19 protein-coding genes are annotated in these 20,662 nt (G+C 71.8%); 10 read left to right on the top strand and 9 right to left on the bottom strand.

From position 1 onward, the window contains the following. Positions 1–134: 134 nt before the first annotated feature. The gene (locus ACZ4UV_RS39865) at positions 135–767 is read left to right on the top strand and encodes a type III effector protein (protein WP_451019679.1); all 633 of its coding nucleotides are present in this window, start codon (positions 135–137) and stop codon (positions 765–767) included. A gap of 590 nt (positions 768–1,357) precedes the next feature. On the opposite strand, the gene ACZ4UV_RS39870 is transcribed toward ACZ4UV_RS39865, so the two are convergent. The 4 genes from ACZ4UV_RS39870 to ACZ4UV_RS39885 all read right to left on the bottom strand — a co-directional run bounded on the left by ACZ4UV_RS39870 (position 1,358) and on the right by ACZ4UV_RS39885 (position 5,787). Next, positions 1,358–1,528, bottom strand: a complete 171-nt coding sequence (locus ACZ4UV_RS39870) for a hydrophobic protein (protein ID WP_390035185.1) — start codon at positions 1,526–1,528, stop codon at positions 1,358–1,360. A gap of 438 nt (positions 1,529–1,966) precedes the next feature. Continuing rightward, on the bottom strand, positions 1,967–3,604 hold the full coding sequence (locus ACZ4UV_RS39875) for a hypothetical protein (protein WP_467845466.1): 1,638 nt from the start codon (positions 3,602–3,604) through the stop codon (positions 1,967–1,969). A 393-nt stretch (positions 3,605–3,997) separates the two neighbouring features. Continuing rightward, positions 3,998–4,660, bottom strand: a complete 663-nt coding sequence (locus ACZ4UV_RS39880; protein WP_451019680.1) for a response regulator transcription factor — start codon at positions 4,658–4,660, stop codon at positions 3,998–4,000. After that, positions 4,657–5,787 (bottom strand): sensor histidine kinase, encoded by a 1,131-nt coding sequence (locus ACZ4UV_RS39885; protein WP_467844837.1) that lies wholly within the window; start codon positions 5,785–5,787, stop codon positions 4,657–4,659. The genes ACZ4UV_RS39880 and ACZ4UV_RS39885 overlap by 4 nt, the downstream gene beginning before the upstream one ends. A 205-nt stretch (positions 5,788–5,992) precedes the next feature. Between ACZ4UV_RS39885 and ACZ4UV_RS39890 the strand changes: the two genes are divergently transcribed. Beyond that, positions 5,993–6,775: a COG4705 family protein gene (locus ACZ4UV_RS39890; RefSeq protein ID WP_467844840.1), complete on the top strand. Its 783-nt coding sequence runs from the start codon at positions 5,993–5,995 to the stop codon at positions 6,773–6,775. A gap of 6 nt (positions 6,776–6,781) precedes the next feature. Here ACZ4UV_RS39890 and ACZ4UV_RS39895 read toward each other — a convergent pair whose 3' ends face one another. Further along, the gene (locus tag ACZ4UV_RS39895; RefSeq protein WP_390034699.1) at positions 6,782–7,471 is read right to left on the bottom strand and encodes a response regulator; all 690 of its coding nucleotides are present in this window, start codon (positions 7,469–7,471) and stop codon (positions 6,782–6,784) included. Further along, entirely contained in the window at positions 7,468–9,174 is a 1,707-nt protein-coding gene (locus ACZ4UV_RS39900) for an ATP-binding protein (RefSeq protein WP_390034700.1), read from the bottom strand. Before ACZ4UV_RS39900 ends, ACZ4UV_RS39895 begins: the two co-directional genes overlap by 4 nt. 249 nt (positions 9,175–9,423) lie before the next feature. On the opposite strand from ACZ4UV_RS39900, the gene ACZ4UV_RS39905 reads away from it, so the two are divergent. The 3 genes from ACZ4UV_RS39905 (at position 9,424) to ACZ4UV_RS39915 (ending at position 12,322) form a co-directional block, all read left to right on the top strand. Beyond that, a complete protein-coding gene (locus ACZ4UV_RS39905; RefSeq protein WP_451019683.1) occupies positions 9,424–10,284 on the top strand; it encodes an ABC transporter ATP-binding protein in 861 nt (286 codons plus the stop codon). Continuing rightward, positions 10,281–11,162, top strand: a complete 882-nt coding sequence (locus ACZ4UV_RS39910) for an ABC transporter permease (RefSeq protein ID WP_451019684.1) — start codon at positions 10,281–10,283, stop codon at positions 11,160–11,162. The genes ACZ4UV_RS39905 and ACZ4UV_RS39910 overlap by 4 nt, the downstream gene beginning before the upstream one ends. Before the next feature lie 65 nt (positions 11,163–11,227). Next, on the top strand, positions 11,228–12,322 hold the full coding sequence (locus ACZ4UV_RS39915; protein ID WP_451019685.1) for an ABC transporter substrate-binding protein: 1,095 nt from the start codon (positions 11,228–11,230) through the stop codon (positions 12,320–12,322). A gap of 51 nt (positions 12,323–12,373) precedes the next feature. Here the strand turns inward: ACZ4UV_RS39915 and ACZ4UV_RS39920 are convergent, their stop codons facing one another. Then, positions 12,374–13,675 carry a sensor histidine kinase gene (locus tag ACZ4UV_RS39920; protein WP_451019686.1) on the bottom strand — a complete coding sequence of 434 codons (1,302 nt, stop codon included), beginning with the start codon at positions 13,673–13,675 and terminating at the stop codon, positions 12,374–12,376. 154 nt (positions 13,676–13,829) lie between these two features. Between ACZ4UV_RS39920 and ACZ4UV_RS39925 the strand changes: the two genes are divergently transcribed. The 5 genes from ACZ4UV_RS39925 to ACZ4UV_RS39945 are packed head-to-tail and all read left to right on the top strand — an operon-like array spanning position 13,830 to position 19,305. Further along, complete coding sequence (locus ACZ4UV_RS39925) at positions 13,830–14,465, top strand: hypothetical protein (protein WP_451019687.1); 636 nt, start codon at positions 13,830–13,832, stop codon at positions 14,463–14,465. A gap of 5 nt (positions 14,466–14,470) precedes the next feature. Beyond that, positions 14,471–15,205, top strand: a complete 735-nt coding sequence (locus ACZ4UV_RS39930; RefSeq protein WP_451019688.1) for an ABC transporter ATP-binding protein — start codon at positions 14,471–14,473, stop codon at positions 15,203–15,205. Continuing rightward, positions 15,192–15,854 (top strand): ABC transporter ATP-binding protein, encoded by a 663-nt coding sequence (locus ACZ4UV_RS39935; protein ID WP_451019689.1) that lies wholly within the window; start codon positions 15,192–15,194, stop codon positions 15,852–15,854. The genes ACZ4UV_RS39930 and ACZ4UV_RS39935 overlap by 14 nt, the downstream gene beginning before the upstream one ends. Beyond that, the gene (locus ACZ4UV_RS39940) at positions 15,851–18,502 is read left to right on the top strand and encodes an ABC transporter permease (protein ID WP_467844846.1); all 2,652 of its coding nucleotides are present in this window, start codon (positions 15,851–15,853) and stop codon (positions 18,500–18,502) included. The genes ACZ4UV_RS39935 and ACZ4UV_RS39940 overlap by 4 nt, the downstream gene beginning before the upstream one ends. Positions 18,503–18,558: 56 nt before the next feature. Next, positions 18,559–19,305 carry a response regulator transcription factor gene (locus ACZ4UV_RS39945; RefSeq protein WP_451019691.1) on the top strand — a complete coding sequence of 249 codons (747 nt, stop codon included), beginning with the start codon at positions 18,559–18,561 and terminating at the stop codon, positions 19,303–19,305. 187 nt (positions 19,306–19,492) lie between these two features. Here the strand turns inward: ACZ4UV_RS39945 and ACZ4UV_RS39950 are convergent, their stop codons facing one another. Both ACZ4UV_RS39950 and ACZ4UV_RS39955 read right to left on the bottom strand, forming a co-directional pair. After that, complete coding sequence (locus ACZ4UV_RS39950) at positions 19,493–20,350, bottom strand: COG4705 family protein (RefSeq protein ID WP_467844850.1); 858 nt, start codon at positions 20,348–20,350, stop codon at positions 19,493–19,495. A gap of 151 nt (positions 20,351–20,501) precedes the next feature. Beyond that, positions 20,502–20,624 carry a hypothetical protein gene (locus ACZ4UV_RS39955; RefSeq protein WP_467844853.1) on the bottom strand — a complete coding sequence of 41 codons (123 nt, stop codon included), beginning with the start codon at positions 20,622–20,624 and terminating at the stop codon, positions 20,502–20,504. Positions 20,625–20,662: the final 38 nt, after the last annotated feature.

The raw sequence follows: 20,662 nt of genomic DNA on the forward strand, positions 1-20,662 counted from the left end.
CATCAACATCGGAAACACCTCCAGAGGTTCGGGCAGTGGCTGCCAATGCGCCTCACTGACACCGTTGTAACATGTCATCCAAGCGATGACAAACACGGTGTCGTCCGAAGGATGACAACCCGAAGGAGGTGCCCATGACCCCGGCCGACCAGCCGGCTTCACCCAGCGCCGACGCGAACAGCCCGGCGTCGTTCCTCGCCGCCGCGGCAGCACTCGAAGCCATGGACGAAGCCCTGCGTACCGCCCAGTACGAGACCCCCCACACTCCTGACGCTCCGCAGGTCGGCACGGACCAGGCCCTGGCCTCCCTCCTGCTGCTGCGGCAGGTACGCGAGCGACTCGCCGGGTGGGAAACCGGCTTGATCGAGACCGCCCGCGACGCCGGAGCCAGCTGGGCCGACCTCGCCCACCCCCTCGGCGTAGCCAGCCGCCAGGCCGCCGAACGCCGCTACCTGCGCGGCCGTCCCGGACCCGCCGGAACCACCGGCGAACAGCGCGTCCAGGCCACCCGTGAACGCCGCGCCGCCGAACGCACCACAGCCACCTGGGCCCGCCGCAACGCAGCCGACCTGCGCCGCATCGCCGGCCAGATCACCGCCCTCACCGACCTGCCCACCGCGGCTCGCCTCCCGCTCGGCAGGCTCCACGCGGCCCTCGCCCAGGACGACCCCGCCGAGCTCATCCGCCCCCTCGGCGACACCCGTCCCCACCTGATCGGCGCCCACCCCGACCTCGCAGCGCAACTCGACACCCTCACACCCCCCTGACCTGCCACGTCGATCCAGGCGTCCGTGGGACCGGGCATTCTGGCCGGCTCAGGAGACCCTCGGCCTGTTCACCCTGCCGACGGTCTCGCACGCCTTGATGCTCTGTGGGTCAATGATCATTGCCCCCGCCCGGGGCGTTTTCCCGCCGGCCAGGTGGACCTCGCGATGAAGCCGGTCACGGATGACGCCGACACCCCCTCCCGGGTACAGCCCAGCGCCGGTCGAAGCCGCAGACCGTCCGCCAGGGCGCGAAGGCGGCAGCCATGCAGCGCCACTTGATGCCGTCGCCGACGGGGTGGCGGACGCCCTCGACGATCTCCCACCGCGGCTGCTTCCCGGGATGTCGTGTGCTCCCAGGGACCGGGGACGGGACGCGTCGGGAGGTTGCGCAGGTTCCCACGCGCTGACGCCTCCTGTCCCCGGCGGGGCGCCCCTACCCCGATATCCCGGCGTGACTCGTGGAGCATTTTTTGGCCCGCAAGATGCCCGCAAGATGCCCGTAGGATGCTCCGCCCCTCCGGCCGCAACACGCGCGAAGGACCCGTCCTGGTTTCGGACGGGTCCTTCAGCGACGCTCAGGGGCGGTCAGGTCACCATCGGTACCAGCGACCCCGGCCGCCCCCCGTGGTGGTGGACCTCATCACGAAGCCGAGGAGCCACACGACCAGAACGACGACCGCGACCCACCAGAGGACCTTCAGGGCGAAGCCCGCGCCGAACAGAAGGAGTGCCAGAAGCAGAACTAGAAGCAGGGGAACCATGGTTATCAACCTCCTGCGCCCCGATTTCCCTGCGGTCATCCGTTCATACGTGGATGTTGCCTTGTTTATGGAGGGGAACTCGGGGCACCTCCGCGGCTCCTCTGTCAGCCACGGTTCCACGCGGGACTGTAAATCGCATTCGGATGCCTGCTGCCGGTATCGGCGGTCGCCGGCTGCCGCGCGTTGAGATTCCGGCCCGGCGAAAGGGCGGTCGTGCCCGGCCGGAACCTCTCCCGGCGGGGCCGGTGCGCGGGATCGGCCGGAGCTCGTCAGGGCGTCAGGCGAGTGCGCGGTCGGCGGTGAGCTTGCGGGGGGGTCGGCGAGCAGGGTGCGCAGCCGCGCGGCGGGCAGTGGGACACCCGGGTCGTCGGAGGGCGGCATCTGCAACCCCCAGGCCGGCTCCGTGCTCCAGCGGGCGGAACAGGGCCGGTGTGGCTCTTACCGGACCGCGGAACGTGCCGGGATGCGGGCGGAAGCGATCGTCATCGGGGTGCCGGTGACGGCGATGAGATAGCTCCCCGGCCCGTGGCCGACGGGCATCGCGCGGAATCCCCCCTCGGGCTCCACCCGGTAGTCGGCGGCAGCGTGCGGGGCCAGGACGGCCGGACCCGAGGTGGTCGTCCACCAGTTGGAGGCGCCCTGGCCGGTACGGCTCGCGAAGTGGGGCTCGAGCGCCGTACCGGTGGTGTTGACGGCCCGGACGTCGATGGTGGTGACACCGACGCGCGACCCGTGCTTGGCGAAGTGCGGCGTGAGGCTCATGCGCAGAGGCGGCGGGCTCGCGGCGGCGATCACCACGCATGCGACGGCGGGGGCGAGCAACCCGGCCGCGACGACGGCCTTGGCGCGTCGGTCGGCGAGGCGGGGCAGGCGCGGCTGCCAGGCGGTGGCGAACGCGGCGGCCGGCGCGGTGGCGGCGGCAGCCAGCCACAGCGGGGTCATCATCAGGAAGTAGCCGTCCTGGGAGCGGGTGGCGAGGTAGAACGCGAGCCACGGCAGGACGGTGAGAGCCGGGCCGAGCCGCCGGACGAACAGCAGCGTGGCCGCGAGCAGGCCGAGCAGGAGCAACTGGCTGCCGTACGAGTAGAAGTCGAGGCGGCTGCTGCCGTCGGTGAAGTAGTAGGAGATGCCCATCACGCCCTGGCCGTGCAGGATCGCCTTCTGGTCGAGTGGCAGCAGGATGCCGTGCAGCCAGCCGGAGAAGTCCTCGACCGCGAAGTACGCGTTGGCCGCGGACCAGGTGAGAGCGGCGGTGGCCGTGTAGCGGGCGGTGACCGCCAGGGCGCGCCGGGGGCCGAGTTCACCGCGCCGGACGGCGTACAGGCCGATCAGGAGGAACGGGGCGAGGAACCAGGCGAGTTGCTGGGCGGCGCAGGCGGCGCCCAGGCAGGCAGCCCGCAGGACGCCCCCTGCCCCGAGCCGGCCGCCCTCGCCCGTGCCGGGCCAGCGGACCACGACGGGGACGAGCAGGGCGAGGGCCGTGATGGCCGGGTAACCGGCGTAGGCGTAGTGGGGCAGGAGGCCGAAGCCGAGGCAGACTGCCGTACCGGCGGATCGCCAGGGTGCCGGGAGCAGGAACCACAGCAGGACGGAGGAGGCCGCCAGCGCGACGGTGGTGACCAGGGTCGCGGCTGCCGTGGAGTGGAGGGCGGCGTGCACCGGTGCGGCCAGCAGGGCGGTCAGCGGCGGATAGCCGTACGTGTAGTCGGCGCCGCCGGACATGGTCTTGGTGATCCCGACGCCGTGCGTGTCGAACAACCAGGGCCACGGTTGGCCGTAGACCGGACGGCCTTGCAGGATCTGGTCCGCGGCCTGGGCGGTCAGCGCGGCTTCGTCCGCGCCCGTGTGGTCGAGCAGGTAGCCGCAGATCACCAGTGCGACCGCGGTGACCAGTACCGCCGCGTCGACCCTGATCAGTGCCCGTCGGCTCCGTACGAGGAGGGCGAGGACGGCGCAGGCGAGGATCGAGGCGTAGCAGACGGAGATGACGGCGGCGACCGGCGGACGCGTCGCCATCGCGGTCGTCCAGGCGGCGCGCGTGCCGATGAACAGGCTGATCGTGGCCACCAGGGTCATACCGCGGTGCCACTGCTGGGGGCCGGCGTCCGGGACTCCGAGGGCCGAGGCCCCGGTCGGGGGCAGTACGGCCGGCCGCGGTGCGGTACGACGGCGGGTCTCGACGCCCACTCCGCCAGGATGGGTGCCTGCCAAGGACTGCCTCCTCTGCCTCGCCCCCGCCGGGCGGCAACCGCAGGCTGGGCCGGCCGGTTCCGCCGCGCCGGAGGCTCGTCCGGCCGCCCGGGACGGAGTTCGCGCTCTCGCCGTTCGGGGCAGGGACGAGTGGACGCCCCGTTTCGATCATCTGCAGTTCACCTGGCGTCTACAAGGCTGTAGCCGGTAAGCGGTTTGCGTGAAATGACCCGCCGGAAGGCACCCGTCTCTTACCGCCGCCTCGCGGAGGTGAAGCGGTCATGTTCCGTGCGGGCGCAGTCGGTGCTCGTAGGCGAAGATCACGACCTGCACCCGGTCCCGGAGCTGGAGCTTGGCCAGGAGGCGCGTGATGTGGGTCTTGACGGTGGCCTCGGTGAGGTGGAGGCGCTGGGCGATCTCCGCGTTCGTCAGGCCGGTGGCGATGAGGTGGAAGACGTCCCGTTCCCTGGCCGTCAGCCGGGCGAACAGCGCGCCGGCCGCCTCGTCGCGGGGCCAGGGCGCGGCCTTGGCGAAACGGTCGACGAGGTCGCGGGTGATGCGCGGGGTGAGGACGGCATCGCCGCAGGCCACGGCCCGGATCGCCTGGTGCAGCACGGCCGGGACGACGTCCTTGAGGAGGAATCCGCATGCTCCCGCCCGCAGCCCCTCGAACGCGTACTCGTCGAGGTCGAAGGTGGTCAGGATGAGGACGCGGCACGGCGAGGTGTTCGTGATCCGACGGGTCGCCTCGATGCCGTCCATCATGGGCATGCGGACGTCCATGAGGACCACGTCCGGCGCCGTCCGCCGGACGAGGTCGACGGCCTGCCGGCCGTCGGCGGCCTCCCCGACGACCGTGATGTCCGGCATCGTGCCGAGGAGGCTGCGGAACGCCATACGGACGAGCGCCTGGTCGTCGGCGAGGAGGACCTTGACGGTCATCGCGGCTCGCTCAGCTTCAGTTCACCGGAGACCGTCCATCCTGTGGCCGTGGGTCCCGCGGTCAGGTCACCGTCGAACAGGGCGACGCGCTCCCGCATGCCGGTAAGACCGTTGCCGGTACGGGTGTCCGGGCAGGGGCCGGACACCGGTCTGCCGTCGTCGGTGACGGTGAACGCGACCCGGCGGGGATCGCGGAGCAGGACGATGTCGACCTTCGACGCCTCCGTCGCGTGCTTGACGACGTTCGTCAGCGACTCCTGCACGATCCGGTAGAGGATGGTCTGCACTTCGGCGTCCAACTGCTCCTCGGTGCCGGTCTCGGTGAGCCTGACGTCCAGGCCGGTGCGGCGGGTCTCGTCCACCAAGGTCTTGAGCGAGCCCAGGTCGGGCTGTGGTGCCCGGTCGGCCCCGTCCTCCGCCCGCAGGACGCCGAGCAGGCGGCGCATGCCGGTCAGGGACTGCCGGCCGGTCGAGGCGGCCTGGAGCATCTTGTCGCGGGCACCGTCCGGATCGGTCGCCGTCGTGGCCGCGGCGGCCTCCGCGAGGGCGACGACGACGACCAGGCCGTGGGCCACGATGTCGTGCATCTCCCGTGCGATGCGGGTGCGTTCAGCCGCCGCGGCGAGTCGGGACTGCTGCGCGCGTTCCTGCTCCAACCGCTGGGCGCGGTCCTCCACGGAGACCAGGTAGCGGCTCTGCGCCCGCACGGTCGTCCCCAGGAAGAAGGCCGCCGCGGCCAGGCCGGTGAGCACCACCACGACGTCGTTGACGCTGCCCGGCGGCCCGAACCGCACCGCCACCACACCGGCGCCGGCCGCGACAGCGAGCGCCGCACCCAGCGAATACCGCAGGCTGCGCTCGGCGGCGACGGTGTACAGGGCGACGAGGACGGCCGACTCGGCCAGCGAGACGGTGCCCAGGGCCCAGGTCAGCACGGCCACCACCCAGCAGCACCAGAAGACGGCGACCGGAGCCCGGCGGCGCAGCACCAGCGGCGCGATCACCACCGCCGCCAGCGTCCAGTCCATCGCACTGGCCCGGTTGTAGAGCAGTTCATGGACCGCGACGGCGGCGCAGACGAGGGGCGGCCCGAACACCAGCAAGGGCGCGAGGGACGGCCTGCGCACACGCTCAAGGAATTCCGGGCCGATCGAAATCACGCTCCCGAGGCTACGGGACACCGCCGCACCGGACATCAACCGAAGGTCGTACACCTGCGGAAAGTAGCGACCATCGGCTGACGCGCCACTCCCAGCCGCATTTCTAGCCTCGCCGAAAGGACACCCCCGAAAACCCGCACAGAGAAATCACAGAGAAGCGAGAGGAACGGAAATGAAACAGGAAACAGTGGGGAATGCACCGACGAAAGTCGCCGAGGCCACCGCCCTCTTCTGGATCGTCAAGGTCCTCACCACCGGCATGGGTGAGGCCACCTCCGACTTTCTCGGCCAGTGGAGCCTGTGGCTGTCCGCCGGGACGAGTGCCGCCGCACTGGTGGGCGCATTCTGGTGGCAGTTCCGTTCCTCGCGGTACCACCCCGCGCCATACTGGTTCACCGTCGCGATGATCGCGGTCTTCGGCACCGCCGCCGCGGACTGCTTCCGCATCGGACTGCACGTACCCCTGCCGGTCACGACGACCGGCTACGCGATCGCCCTGGCCTGCTGCTTCGCCGCCTGGTACGCGACCGAGCGCACGCTGTCGATCCACACCGTCACCACGCGCCGTCGCGAGGTCTTCTACTGGCTGACCGTGCTGCTCACCTTCGCCCTGGGCACCGCCGCCGGCGACCTCACCGGCTTCTACCTCGACCTCGGGTTCGTGCACTCCGCGCTGCTGTTCGGCGCGGCGATCCTGGTGCCATGGCTGCTGCACCGCTTCGCCGGACTCAACGCCATCGCCGCCTTCTGGGCCTCGTACGTCCTCACCCGCCCCCTCGGCGCCTCACTCGCCGACTGGCTCGGCATGGACAAGCCGCTCGGCACAGGCGTCGGCTTCGGCACCACGGCGATCCTCGCCGCGCTGGTGTGCGCCGCCCTGGTCGGCTACCTCGCCCTGTCCCACCCGCGCGACGACCACGACGCCCCTGCTCTCACTCCGACCGCTCTGCCCTGATCCGGCTCAGTGCGCGACGCGGTAACGGTGCTCGGGACGTCCGGTGGCTCCGTAGCGCAGTTCGAGCCGGACCATGCCCTCCTTGACGAGGTAGGAGAGATAGCGCTGGGCCGTGGCACGGGAGACCCCGGTGCGTTCGGCGGCCTCCGCGGCCGACAGGGCGTCGTCCGTGGTGCGCAGGGTCTGGTGCAGCAGGGCGAGCGTCGGCGCGGAGTGGCCCTTGGCGGGGACGCGGGGCACGGCCGGCGGGCGGGCGGCGCTGAACAGGGCGTCCACATCGGCCTGGTCGGTCTCCGGGACCGTCCCGAGAGCCTCCATTCGGTGCTGCAGCTCGCGGTAGGCGGTGAGCCGCTCGGCGAGGTCGGGCGCTCCGAAGGGTTTGACCAGGTAGCCGACGGCGCCGAGTTTCATCGCGCTCCGCACCGAGGCGATGTCCCGGTCGGCGGTGATCATGATGGCGTCGGGACGGTCGCCGCCCTCGTCTCCGCTCAGCCGGCGCAGCACGTCGAGTCCGCTGCCGTCCGGCAGGAAGACATCGAGCAGCAGCAGGTCCGGGTGGAGGTCGCGTACGGCGTCCAGCGCCGCGGCCACGGTCGCCGCCTGGCCGACCACCTCGAAGCCCCTGACGCGGGAGGCGTAGTCGCAGTGGACGCGGCTGACCCGGAAATCGTCGTCCACCACCAGGGTCCGGATCACCAGCGGTCACCGCCGGCCACACCGTCGCGCGCGCCGACCGGCACCGGCGGAGCCGTCGTGAACAGGGCGCCCTGCGGGGCCGGGACGGTGTCGGGCACCGGCAACGTCAGGGTGAAGACCGCACCCGGCCCTTCGCTGACCGTGATCGTGCCGCCGTGCCGCTGCACCAGCCGGTGGACGAGAGCGAGTCCAAGGCCGCGCCGCGCGGTCCCCCGGTCCGGGCGCGTCGACCAGCCGTCCTCGAAGATCGACTCGCTGGTGCCCGGCGGGATGCCCGGCCCGGTGTCGGCCACCTCCACCCGTACCATGTCGACGGCCTCGATCAACGACAGTCGCACCTCCGGACCGCCCTGCCGGGCCGGTCCGGTCGCGGACGCGGAGGCGGACGCGTCGATCGCGTTGTCCAGCAGGTTGCCGACGATGGTCAGCAGCCGGCGCAGATGCGGCGGGTCCTCGCCGAGGGCGGAGTCCTCGCTGAGGACGATCCGCACCCCGCGTTCCGCGGCCACCGTGATCTTGGCGACGATCAGTCCCACGAGCAACGGGTTGCCGATCCGTTCCCGTACGGATTCGGTCAGCGCCTGGTCGGCGCCGGCCGTCTCGACGGCGAACTCGTAGGCGGCGTCGTGATCGCCGATGTCCAGCAGCCCGGCCATCGTGTGCATACGGTTGGTGAACTCGTGCTGCTGGGCGCGCAGCGCGTCGGTGAGCCCGCGGACCGAGTCCAGTTCGCGCAACAGCCCGATGAGTTCGGTGCGGTCGCGCACGGTGACCACCGCGCCCAGTTCGCGGCCGTGCAGGGCGACCGGCATCCGGTTGACGACCAGGCAGTGGTCGTCGGTGAGCACGCTGATGTCGCTGCCCGCCAGGGTGCCGTCCAGGGCACGGCGCAGCCGCCCGTCCGGCAGTACCTCCGCCAGCGTGCTGCCGAGCGCGGTGCCGAGGCCGAGCAGGTCGCGGGCCTCGTCGTTGACCACCGTGATCCGGCCGTCGGGATCGAAGGCGACGACTCCCTCACGGATACCGTGCAGCATCGCCTCCCGGTCCTGCAGCAGCCCGGCGATCTCCTCCAGTTCCAGCCCGAACGTCGTCCGCTTGAGCCGCCTGGCCAGCAGGAAGGCGGCCGCCGAGCCGAGCGCGACGGCGATGGCGCTGTACAGGCCGAAGGTGGGCAGTTCGCGCCACAGTTCGCCCAGCACATAGTGCTCGGGAATGCCCGCGGAGACCTCGCCGACCAGCTTGCCGGTGGGCCCGTACAGCGGAGCCTTGCCGTTGGCGGAACGTCCGGTCGCGCCCTGGTCGGTACCGACCTGGGGCCTGCCGTCCAGCACCACGATGGGATCGCCCGTCGCTTCGCCGATCAGCGCCGGGTCGGGATGGGAGTGGCGGATGCCGCGCAGGTCGAGCACGACCACGTACGACGCCCCTGACGCCTTGCGGATCCGTTCGGCCACGGTCTGCACCACGTCGCCGCCGCCCCCGTACTGCATGGACTGCCGGATCTGCGGTTCGGCGGCCGTCGTCTGCGCGATGTCGAGGGCCCGCTGCTCGTAGGCACGGTCGATCTCGCCCCGCTGCGCGAAGGCGAACAGCACGAAACCGATCAGCCCGGTCAGCGCCAGGATGGCCAGCTGGTTGGCCAGGATCCGCGCGGAGAGCCGCCCCTTCCCGCCACGGCCGAGCAGCATACGGATGGGTTTCACCGGTGTCTCTCGCCTGTCGTACGGCTGCCGGGCGCGGCCTCTGCGCCGTGCCCGTGGTGGCGTGATTGTGCCCCCGCTCCCGGCCTTCTGCCCACCCCCCGCTCACTGAGCAGAACGAGCAGAAGCCCCGCTTACACGGCTAACGCGGGATACGGATGAAACAGCGACGTAACACCCGGCGGCCCCTAACGTCTGCCTTCCTCGACCCCCGAGGTCCGACCCCCGAGGTCAGGAAGGAGACAGCCGCAGATGGCTTCACGCAACGATGCCGCGCTGAGCCCGGTCGCCGAGAAGGGCGGCCAGGACAGCGCGCGAGTCGAGATTTCCGGGCTCACCAAACGATTTCTGACCCCTGCGGGTGAGGTGTTCACGGCACTGCAGGACGTTTCGTTCACGGTGGAGCCCGGCCAGTTCTGCGCGGTGGTGGGCCCGACCGGCTGTGGCAAGTCGACGACGCTGGGCATGGTGTCCGGGCTCGACCGGCCCAGCGAGGGCTCGGTCAGGGTCGGTGGCCGTGAGGTGGACGGTGTCACCGACGGCGTCAGCTTCATGTTCCAGGCCGACGCGCTGCTGCCCTGGAAGACCGTGCTCGGCAACGTGCTGATGGGCCCCGTCTTCCGCGGGGTGCCCAAGCAGCAGGCCCAGGCGTCGGCACGCGACTGGCTGCGCCGGGTGGGCCTCACGGGGTTCGAGGACCGCTACCCGCACCAGCTCTCCGGCGGTATGCGCAAGCGCGTGGCGATGGCCGCGGCACTGATCAACGAACCCCGGATCCTGATCATGGACGAGCCGTTCGGCGCCCTGGACGTGCAGACCAAGGCGATCATGTCGACCGAGCTGCTCGGTCTGTGGGAGCAGATCCGGCCGTCGGTCATCTTCATCACCCACGACCTCGACGAGGCCGTGGCGCTCGCCGACCGGGTCGTCGTCATGACGTCCAGCCCCGGGTCGGTCAAGGCGGTCTTCGACATCGACCTGCCCCGCCCGCGCGGCTCGGTCCAGGAGATCCGCTTCCAGCCCCGCTTCATCGAACTTCAGCACCAGATCTGGGACTCGCTGCGCGAGGAGGTGGAGCGCGCCTACGCACGCACCGCAGGAGGTACGGCATGAGCACGGCGTCCGCAGTTTCCCCCGCTCCCGTCGAGGGCGGAGCACATCTCTCGGCCGGGGCCGCCGCCAAACGCGCTCGCCGGCGCCGCGTCGCCCTGGTCTGGGCCGGTCGCGTCGGCCTCGCGGTCCTGGTCATCGGCGGCTGGCAGGCGTTCACCACCTGGGGCATCGTCGACCCGTTCTTCTTCGGGCAGCCCTCCGGCATCGCCAAGCGGCTGGTCGACCTCTTCCGGCACGGCACCGAGTTCGGGTCCTTCTACGCGAACATCTGGACGACGATCCAGGAGGCGCTGGTCGGCTTCGCCCTCGGGGCCGTCACCGGCGTGGTCTTCGGTGTCGCGCTGGGCCAGAGCCGCTTCCTCGCCGACGTCCTCGGCCCCTACATCAAGATGGTCAACGCGATCCCGCGGATCGTCCTCGGCTCGATCTTCATCGTCGCGTTCGGCATCGGCGTGCTGCCGAAGATCCTGCTCGCCGCGGTGCTGGTGTTCTTCATCGTCTTCTTCAACGCCTTCCAGGGCGTGCGCGAGGTCGACCGCAACATCCTCGCCAACGCCAGGGTGCTCGGCGCCTCCCAGCTGCAGATCATCCGGCACGTCACCGTGCCCTCCGCGCTCACCTGGATCATCGCCAGCCTGCACAGCGCCTTCGGCTTCGCGATCGTCGGCGCGCTGGTCGGCGAGGTGCTCGGCGCGCAGAGCGGCCTCGGCCTGGTCATCAAGACCGCGCAGAACAACTTCGACCCGAACGGCGTGTTCGCCACGATGCTCGTCATCTCGGTCATCGTGCTCGGCGCCGAGTGGGTGATCGGCAAGCTCGAGCACCGGCTGCTGGCCTGGCGACCGCCGGCCCCCTCCGAGGCATCCAACGCCCTCTGACTCGGCCCCTCCCTCCCCTCCCCCGCTCTTCCCTGTCCCACCTCACCAAAGGAATGTGGCCTGCCATGTCCAGACGACCCGCCACCGTTGCCGCGTCTCTCCTCGCCGTTCTCACCCTCGGCGCGACCGCCGCCTGTTCCGGCAACTCCGGCAGCACCACCGCGAGCAGCGGCTCCGGCTCCACACCGACCGTCAAGCTCATGGTCGGTGGCATCGACAAGCAGATCTACCTGCCCTACCAGCTCGCCCAGAACCTGGGCTTCTACAAGAAGTACGGCGTCGACGTCCAGCTCAGCACCGAGCAGGACGGCGGTGTCGGCGCCGAGGAGGCCATGGCTTCGGGGCAGGTGGACATGGCGGGCGCCTGGTACAACCACACGATCGAGTTCCAGGCGAAGGGCAAAGCGGTCGAGGACGTCGTCCAGCTGTCCGGCGCACCGGGCGAGCGGGAGATGTGCACCAAGAAGTCGGGCGTCACCTCGGGTGCCGACTTCAAGGGCAAGACCCTCGGCGTCACCGACCTGGGCTCGGGCACCGACACGCTCACCCAGTTCCTGGCCGCCAAGAAGGGCGTCAAGACCAGCCAGTTCCACCGGATCGGGGTCGGCGCGGGCTCCACCGCCATCGCCGCCCTGCAGAACGGCAAGGTCGACTGCGTGATGACGACGCAGCCGACGGTCGCCGCGATCCAGAAGAAGGGTGTCGGCAGCTCCGCGATCGACCTGGCCACCACGCAGGGCGCCACGGCGGCGATGGGCGGCGCCTACCCCGCGGCCGGCGTGCTCGCCCGCACCGACTGGGTCGACTCCCACAAGGACACGGTGCAGAAGGTCGTCGACGCACTCGTCGCCACCATGCACTGGATCAACACGCACAGCGCGGCCGACATCGCGAACAAGCTGCCGACGTCGTTCGTGTCGAACCAGTTGGTGACCAAGGCCGACTACATCACCGCCCTGACCGAGGACAAGGGCCAGTTCCTCCCCGACGGCATCATGCCGGCCGGCGGCCCGAAGACCTCCCTGGCCACGGAGCAGCTCGTCGGGAACGTGAAGGGCGCGGTGGACCTCAGCAAGACGTTCACCAACGACTTCGCCTTCCGGGCCAACAAGACGGAGGGCTTCAAGACCACCACGACCCCGGCAGGGGCGACCGGCTGACCACCACCGGCACGGGGCCGCTCAGGTGACAGCCACCGGGGCGGCCCCGCCTCATGTCTCGTCCCCTTCGACGGGAAGGAGCAAGGTGAACGTGGCCGGGTGCCGGTTGGTCAGGGAGAGCCTGCCTCCGAGCGACACGGACAGTTCACGAGCGAGGGCCAGACCGATGCCGGTTCCCTCTCCGTCGCCGGTGCGCCCGCGGTCGAAGAGCCGTGACGGCTCGCCCGTCACGGTGCCCTCGTCGCTCACGTCGAAGGCGAGGGCGTCCGTCAGGTCCCGCACCGCCACGCGGACCGTGCCATGCCCGTGCACCCGGGCGTTGTCCAGCAGGATCCCGAGCACCTCCGAGACGGACGCGCCCGGAACCCGGATGTCGGCCGGTGTCTCCTGGGTGGCGCACTCCAGGCGTCTTCCGTCCTGGGCGAAGAGGCCGTGCCACCGGTCCTCCGTCTCCCGCAGCAGCTGTCGTACGGCGATCGTCCTGGCGGTGGGGCGGGCCACCTCTCCGGAGCGGGACAGGCGCAGCACCTCCTCCACCGTGTGGTGCAGGCGTTGCGTGGTGGCCAGCGCCTCGGCCAGTACGGGCCGCAGCCGGGCGTCGTCGTCCTGGGCGAGGCCCGCCTCCAGGGCGAGTTGCAGACCGGTGAGCGGGGTGCGCAGCTGGTGGGAGGCGTTGGCGGTGAAGTCACGTTCGCGGCGCAGGAGTTCCGAAAGGCTGTGCAGCATTTCGTTGTGGGTGCGGGCGACCTGGTCGATCTCGGCGACGCTGCTCGGGGCGGCCCGTACGCTCAGGTCGCCTTCGGTCACCGCCCGGCACTGGCGGGAGAGATCCTCCAGCGGCGCGGCCAGCACCCGGGCCTGACGGCGGGCGACGAGGACGGCGACGGTCAGCGCGAGTGCGGCGACGCCGAGCAGCAGCAGCCAGGCGATGGCCACCCGGTTCCGTACGGCACCGGCGGGAGACGAGGCCCGTACGACGCCGATCACCTTCTCGGCGTGGGAGACGGGTACGGCCGCCACCAGGTCCTGGCCCGCCCGGCTCCGTGCCACCTCACCGCCGAGGCTGTGCCGGACCGGGGTGTCGCCGGACCGGGGGCCGCTGCCCGCGCGCAGTCGCAATTGAGGGTCGTACAGGCCGAGACGGCCGCCGGACGGGGGCGCGGGCAGTTCCACCGGGTCGCCGGTCACGAAATCCGGGCTCACATGTACGGCCGCGGCCAGGGCCGACCGTTCCAGGGTGTCGCGCTGGTCCGCGTACAGGGAGGACCTGATCGCCAGCGCCAGCGGGACGGCCAGGAGGACGACGGCGACCAGAGCGGCGGTCAGGGCGACTCGCACCACGCGCTGTCTCATGCCCTCATCATGCGGGCCGTTCACCTGGGCGGATGCGGTGCGCCACACGGTTTTGCCGTCGTCTAACCCTCGGTGGGCGGGGCGTTAACCGGGCTCCTCCTAGCGTCGGTGCCATGACCGTCGGGTCCGAGGACTCCCCTGGAGGGCAGTGGCCATGACAGCACGCACAAGGACGTACGCGGTCGTCGGACTCGCCCTCGCGGCGGCCGTGACCGCCGGCTGCGCCGGTTCCGGGTCGCACGCCGGCTCCGGCAGCCCTGCGTCCGGTCCGGTCACCGTCAGCGGACAGAACCAGCCGGCACCCACCGAGTCCAACCCGCCCGGTGACATCCCCGACAACCAGGTGTACGTCGCCTACCAGCCGACCGGCGGTTCCTACACCGGCTTCACCGTGAAGGTGCCCGAGGGCTGGGCCCGCACGAGCCAGGGCGGCACCACCGCGTTCACCGACAAGCTCAACACCGTGCGGATCACCGCGGTCTCCGCCTCCGGCGCGCCCACGGCCGGCTCGGTCACCAACGCCGTCGTACCTCAGCTCCGTTCCCAGGTACCGAAGTTCTCCGCACCCAAGGTGAGTGAGGTGACCCGGCACGCCGGCCGGGTGGTCCTGCTGACGTATCAGGGCGACTCGGCGAGGGACCCGGTCACCGGCAAGGTGGTGCGGGACGCTTTCGAGCGGTACGCGTTCTACCGCGCGGGGCACGAGGTGGACCTGACCCTGTCCGGACCGGTCAAGGCCGACAACGTCGACCCGTGGCGCATCGTCAGCGACTCCTTCACCTGGCGGTGAGCACCATGTCCGACGGCACACGGACCGGCGGCGCCGCCGGCGACGTGCTCACGGCCCGCGAGCTGTACCGCTTCTACCGGGCCGGCGAGGAGGAGACGCTCGCGCTGCGCGGAGTGACGCTGAAGGTGCGTCGTGGCGAGACGGTCGCGGTCGTGGGCCCGTCCGGGGCCGGCAAGTCGACCCTGCTGGCGTGCCTCGCCGGACTCGACGAGCCCTCCGGCGGTGAGGTCCGCGTCGACGGCGTACGGATCAGCCATCGGCCCGAGACCGAGCGGGCCCGGCTGCGGGCCCGGCACATCGGCGTCCTGCTCCAGACCCGCAACCTGCTTCCGCACCTCAGCGTGCGCGACAACGTCCGCCTGCCGCAGCGGGCGCGGGGGCGCAGGGCCCTCGTCCCGGCCGGGGAACTACTGGCCCGGGTAGGGCTCGCCGACCGGGCGCACGCCCTGCCGCGCCAGTTGTCCGGCGGAGAGCTGGCGCGGGCCGGGCTCGCCGTCGCGCTGGCCAACTCCCCCGCCGTCCTGCTCGCCGACGAACCGACCGGTGAACTCGACGGCGAGACCGAGCAGTTGGTCCTTTCGATGGTACGGGAGCGGGCCGCGGAGGGGTGCGCGGTGCTGATCGTCACGCACAGCCGGGAAGCAGTCCGTATCGCGGACCGGGTGATCACCCTGACGGACGGGAAGGCCACCGAGGCCCCGCACCGGGCCCACGAGGAGGCATCCGATGCCGTCGGATGAGGTGCTTGTCAGCTGCGCGGACGCGGCCCTGACCTTCGGCCGTGGGCCTCAGGCGGTCGTGGCCGTGCACGGGGCCGACCTGGAGGTCCGGGCCGGGGACCGGCTCGCGGTCGTCGGCCCCTCGGGGTCGGGCAAGAGCTCACTGCTGCACCTGCTCGCCGGGCTGGAACAGCCCACCAGCGGCACCGTCTCCCGGGCCGCGGCGCTCGGGCCGTACGACATCGGCCTGGTCTTCCAGGGCGACAGCCTGATACCCGCCCTGAACGTGGTGGAGAACACCGCTCTGCCCCTGGTCCTCACCGATCGTCCGGAGGGCGAGGCGCGACTGTGCGCGCTCGCGGCACTCGCCCTGGTGGACGCCGCCGACCTGGCCGACCGGCTCCCCGAGGAGATCTCCGGCGGTCAGGCCCAGCGGGTGGCCGTCGCCCGGGTCCTGGCCCAGGAGCCCCGCCTGATCCTCGCCGACGAACCCACCGGGCGCCTCGACCACGCCACCGGCAGCCACGTCCTGGACGCCCTCCTGACGGCCGCCGACCACACCGGCGCGGCCCTCCTCGTCACGACCCACGACCCGGCCGTCGCCGCCCGGCTCACCGTCCGCCGGAGCATGCGCGACGGACGCCTGCTCGCACCCGAGGAGGTCCCGTGATCACCACCTGGGCGAGCGGACTGGCCCGCCACCGCACCGGCCGGCTGCTGGCCGCCCTGACCGGCGTCGCGCTCGCGGTCGCCCTGGTCGCCGCGCTCGGCTCCTTCCTCACCGCGTCGAAGGCGTCGATGACCCAGCGCGCCGTGCGCTCGGTCGCCGTGGACTGGCAGGTGCAGGTGCAGCCCGGCGCCGACCCGCGTACGGTCCTGTCCCTGGTGGCCGGGACCCCGGGCACCCGCACCGCCCTGCCCGTCGGCTTCGCGCACACCAGCGGCTTCACCGCCCGCGTGCAGGGCAGCACCCAGGCCACCGGCCCCGGCATGGCCCTCGGCCTGCCCGACGGCTACCGCGCCCGGTTCCCCGACGCCATGCGCACGCTCTCCGGCTCGTCCACCGGAGTGCTGCTGGCCCAGCAGACCGCCTCCAACCTGCACGCGGCACCCGGCGACACCATCGGTGTCCAGTTCCCCGGTGCCGGTCTGCGCCAGGTGAAGGTGGACGGTGTGGTCGACCTGCCGCAGGCCGACTCCCTCTTCCAGACCGTCGGAGCCCCCAGCCAGTCCCAGCCGACCGCGCCCCCGGACAACGTCGTCCTCCTGCCCGCCACCCGGTTCGCCGCCCTCACCCGCGGTGCCACCGGCGTCACCACCCAGATCCACGCCGCCCGCGACAACGCCCGGTTGCCCTCCGACCCGGCCGCCGCGTACTCCGCCGTCACCGGAGCCGCCCACAACCTCGAAGCCCGCTCCGCCGGTACGGCCCTGGTCGGCAACAACATCGGCGCGGCTCTCGACTCGGCCCGCCAGGACGCCCTGTACGCCCAGATCCTCTTCCTCTTCCTCGGTGTGCCGGGCGCGGTGCTGGCCGCCGCGCTGACGGCGGCGGTCGCCTCGGCCGGCGGCGAACGGCGCCGTCAAGAGCAGGGGCTGCTGCGGCTGCGCGGTCTGCGGCCCCGCCAGATCACCGCACTCGCCGGTCTGGAGGCCGCCCTGATCGGCCTCGCCGGCGGTCTGGCCGGGCTGGGCATCGCCGCCCTCACCGGCCGTCTCGCCTTCGGCACGGCCTCCTTCGGCGCGAGCGCCGGCAGTTGGTACGTGTGGTACGCCGTCGCCTTCGTGCTCGGGGCCGCGGTGGCGGCGGGCGCGGTCCTCGTACCGGCCCTGCGGGACCTGCGCACGGTGACCGTCTCCGACACCCGCAAGCAGGAGGACGTACGACGCTCCCGGTCGCCCTGGTGGCTGCGCTGCGGCCTGGACTTCGCCCTCCTGATCGGCTCGTGGCTCGTCTTCCGTGCCTCCTCCGGCAACCAGTACGCACTCGTCCTGGCCCCGGAGGGCGTCCCCAGCATCTCCGTGTCGTACTGGGCCTTTCTCGGGCCCGCTCTGCTGTGGATCGGCGCGGCCCTGCTCCTGTGGCGTCTCACCCTGCTCGCCCTCACCCACGGCCGGCCCGCCCTGGCCCGGCTGGTCCGGCCGCTGACCGCGACCCTGGCCGGCACCACCGCCGCCGTCCTGGCCCGGCGCCGCCGCCCGTTCGCCCGGTCGGTGGTCCTGCTCGCCCTCGCCGTCTCCTTCGCGATCTCCACCGCCGTCTTCAACGCCACCTACCACCAGCAGGCCGAGGTCGACGCCCGGCTGACCAACGGCGCCGACGTCACCGTCACCGAGCCGCCGGGTGCCCACGTCCCGCCCACGTCCGGAGCAGCGCTGAAGATCTCCGGCGTACGGCATGTCGAACCCCTCCAGCACCGCTTCGCCTACGTCGGCTCCGACCTGCAGGACCTCTACGGCGTCCGACCGGACAGCGTCGCCAGGGCCACCTCGCTCCAGGACGCCTACTTCGCCGGCGGCACCGCCGACCAACTGATGCGCCGCCTCGCGCAGCGCCCGGACAACCTCCTCGTCAGCGTCGAGACCGTCAACGACTTCCAGCTCTCCCCGGGCGACACCGTCAACCTGCGCATCCAGGACGCGCGCACCAAGTCCCTGCGCACGGTCCCCTTCCACTACGCCGGCATCGCCAAGGAGTTCCCCACCGCCCCCAAGGACAGCTTCTTCGTCGCCAACGCCTCCTACATCGCCAAGGCCACCGGCGACGACTCGGCCGGCGCCTTCCTCCTCGACACCGGTGGCACGAACCAGCAGCAGATCGCCGCCCGCCTGCGGGGGCAGCTCGGTACCCGGGCCACCGTCACCGACCTCACCCAGACCCGCGGCACCGTCGGCACCAGCCTGACCTCCGTCGACCTGGCCGGCCTCACCCGCATCGAGCTCGCCTTCGCCGTCCTGCTCGCCGCCGGGGCCGGCGGCCTGGTCCTCGCCCTCGGACTCGCCGAACGCCGCCGGACCTTCGCCATCGCCACCGTCCTCGGCGCGCGACCACGCCACCTGCGTGGCATGGTCCTCTCCGAGGCCCTGTTGCTGGCCGTCGGTGGCCTGGCCGGAGGCGCCCTCATCGGCTGGGCCCTGTCGGAGATGCTGGTCAAGGTCCTGACCGGCGTCTTCGATCCGCCACCCGCCGCCCTGTCGATCCCCGGTGCCTACCTGGCACTCACCGGGGCAGCCGCCGTCGCCGCCATCCTGGCAGCGGCCCTCAACGGCATCCGCGGCAGCCACCGCCCCGCCGTGGAGGAGCTCCGCGACCTGTGAACCCGGCGTGCACCCACGGCGAGCCCCTCGCCCCGGCGACTCCTAGGCTGTCGACCATGCGCACCCCCGCCGCATCGGACCGCAGCCGACTGCGCGTCCTCGTCGTCGAGGACGACGACACCATCGGCCGCCACCTGGAGACCGGCCTGCGCGGCCACGACTACGTCCCGACGTGGTGCCGCACCGGAGCGGGCGCGCTGGCGGAGGCCGGGCGGGCACCGTACGAGGTACTGCTGCTGGACCTGGGACTGCCGGACATGGACGGCCTGGACGTCGCCCGGCGGCTGCGCGCCCGCCTCCCCGACCTGTTGATCGTGGTGCTGACGGCACGGACCGACGACATCGACATCGTCGCCGGGCTGGACGCCGGCGCCGACGACTACTTGGTCAAGCCGTTCAGCCTGACCGTGCTGCTCGCCCGGCTGCGGGCCCACCTCAGACGGCGCGTGGCGGCCGTACCGGCCCGGGAACCGGTACGGCTGGGCGATCTGGTCGTCGACGTGGCGGCCCGCCGCTGCGCGCTGCTCGGCGTCGACGTCCCCCTGCGGGCCAAGGAGTTCGACCTGCTCGCGGTGCTGGCGGCGCGGGTCGGCGAAGCGGTCTCGCGCGAGACGCTGATGGCCGAGGTGTGGGACGAGAACTGGTTCGGCTCCACCAAGACCCTCGACGTGACGTTGGCGGGCCTGCGCCGCAGACTCACCGAGGCGGCGCAGGCGGAGGGGAGGCAGTCCCGGCTGCCCCGGATCACCACGTTGCGGGGCCACGGGTACCGGCTGGAACAGCAGCCTGATCCGCCGGATTGAGAACCCGCCCACGGCTCCCCGGTACGGCGCACACCTCGCTGGTTCACAGTGCCGGGCGACGGGCGAGCAGCGCCAGGACCGGCAGCCGACCAGGCTCGGACCGTCGGCCTGGCAACCGGTGTCACGGCTGTGGCGTGACCGGCGCCCGCCGCCGCTCGGCCCGGTGACATGACCTGTCGTCAGTCGGCTACGCCCGCTCGCCGCGGGTCCTGCCCTCCTGGACGTGCGCGTAGGCCATGAGGCCGAGCAGGACGGCCAGCAGGACCGCGGAGGAGCCGGGGGTGCCCAGGTCGAGACCGCCCTTGGCGACCGGCTTGGTCAGGAAGTCGCCCGCGGTGGCGCCGAGCGGGCGGGTGAGGACGAACGCGATCCAGAACAGCAGGACGTTGGGCACCACGGGCACCTTCATCAGGGCGACCAGTACGGCGAGCACCCCGGTCACCAGCAGCGCGCCGCCCGCGTAGCCGAGGCCGGAGCTGTCGGACAGGAAGTCGCCCATGGAGGTGCCGAGCGTGTTGGAGACGAGGATCGCCGACCAGAACAGGGCCTCGCCGCGGAAGGTGACGATGTCACGGATCCGGAAGGTCATCCCGCTCAGCCTCCAGACGGCGAAGATGACCAGCAGGATCGAGATGAGGATCGCCGCGCCGACGGGATAGCCGAGACCGAGGCCCTGTGGCCCCCAGCCGAGTGAGGTGGCGCCGCCGGACAGGTACCTGGTGCTGGCGTCGCGGTTCATGAAGTCGGACATCGTGGTGCCGGCCATGCTGGTCGACAGGATGACCGTCCAGTAGAAGAAGGGGTTGTAGCGGCGGGACCCGAGCTGGACGACGAGGGTCACCACGAAGACCAGGAACAGCGCGATCGTGGTGAGGAAGTAACCCAGCTTCAGGGTCTGGGAGAAGAGGTCGCCGGCCGTCTCGCCCAGGGTCGTCGCCGCGATCTTCATGATCCAGAAGGCGAGGGTGACCTCGGGCAGTTTCTTCATCACCGATTTCGTCGTGCTCGCGACGTCGGGATCGGTGAGGTCGTTCGGCTGCTGCAAGGTGGGGGGCTCCTTGTGTGGTCGCACGGCACGGCGCTCGCCCGGCTATGGGGGCGAGCGCCGTGCCACGTGGGCGACCGCGGCGACGCGATCGCCAACGACCTTGGCAGCGTCGACCTGAAAACCTCCTGAACGCCTGCCCCGTCCCTGTTCAGGCGGCGTGGCGCGCGATGTGCCGCAGCTGCGCGAGGGCGACCGCGCCGATGACGAGGGCGAACAGGGCCGCGGGCAGCCGGTGGCCGAAGTCCACGTGTCCCGGCCACGGCGTTGTCACGGCGGCGACTCCGGCGGAGTCGCCGCCGATCAGGTCCG

The organism is Streptomyces sp. NPDC028289 (genome assembly GCF_055565975.1).

Bases quoted from the DNA above. Each gene is read 5' to 3' on its own strand.
- ACZ4UV_RS39880 (WP_451019680.1), bottom strand. From the start codon at position 4,660: ATGACCGTCAAGGTCCTCCTCGCCGACGACCAGGCGCTCGTCCGTATG.
- ACZ4UV_RS39920 (WP_451019686.1), bottom strand. From the start codon at position 13,675: ATGAGACAGCGCGTGGTGCGAGTCGCCCTGACCGCCGCTCTGGTCGCC.
- ACZ4UV_RS39930 (WP_451019688.1), top strand. From the start codon at position 14,471: ATGTCCGACGGCACACGGACCGGCGGCGCCGCCGGCGACGTGCTCACG.
- ACZ4UV_RS39905 (WP_451019683.1), top strand. From the start codon at position 9,424: ATGGCTTCACGCAACGATGCCGCGCTGAGCCCGGTCGCCGAGAAGGGC.
- ACZ4UV_RS39870 (WP_390035185.1), bottom strand. From the start codon at position 1,528: ATGGTTCCCCTGCTTCTAGTTCTGCTTCTGGCACTCCTTCTGTTCGGC.
- ACZ4UV_RS39935 (WP_451019689.1), top strand. From the start codon at position 15,192: ATGCCGTCGGATGAGGTGCTTGTCAGCTGCGCGGACGCGGCCCTGACC.
- ACZ4UV_RS39925 (WP_451019687.1), top strand. From the start codon at position 13,830: ATGACAGCACGCACAAGGACGTACGCGGTCGTCGGACTCGCCCTCGCG.
- ACZ4UV_RS39890 (WP_467844840.1), top strand. From the start codon at position 5,993: ATGAAACAGGAAACAGTGGGGAATGCACCGACGAAAGTCGCCGAGGCC.
- ACZ4UV_RS39865 (WP_451019679.1), top strand. From the start codon at position 135: ATGACCCCGGCCGACCAGCCGGCTTCACCCAGCGCCGACGCGAACAGC.
- ACZ4UV_RS39915 (WP_451019685.1), top strand. From the start codon at position 11,228: ATGTCCAGACGACCCGCCACCGTTGCCGCGTCTCTCCTCGCCGTTCTC.
- ACZ4UV_RS39875 (WP_467845466.1), bottom strand. From the start codon at position 3,604: ATGACCCTGGTGGCCACGATCAGCCTGTTCATCGGCACGCGCGCCGCC.
- ACZ4UV_RS39910 (WP_451019684.1), top strand. From the start codon at position 10,281: ATGAGCACGGCGTCCGCAGTTTCCCCCGCTCCCGTCGAGGGCGGAGCA.
- ACZ4UV_RS39945 (WP_451019691.1), top strand. From the start codon at position 18,559: ATGCGCACCCCCGCCGCATCGGACCGCAGCCGACTGCGCGTCCTCGTC.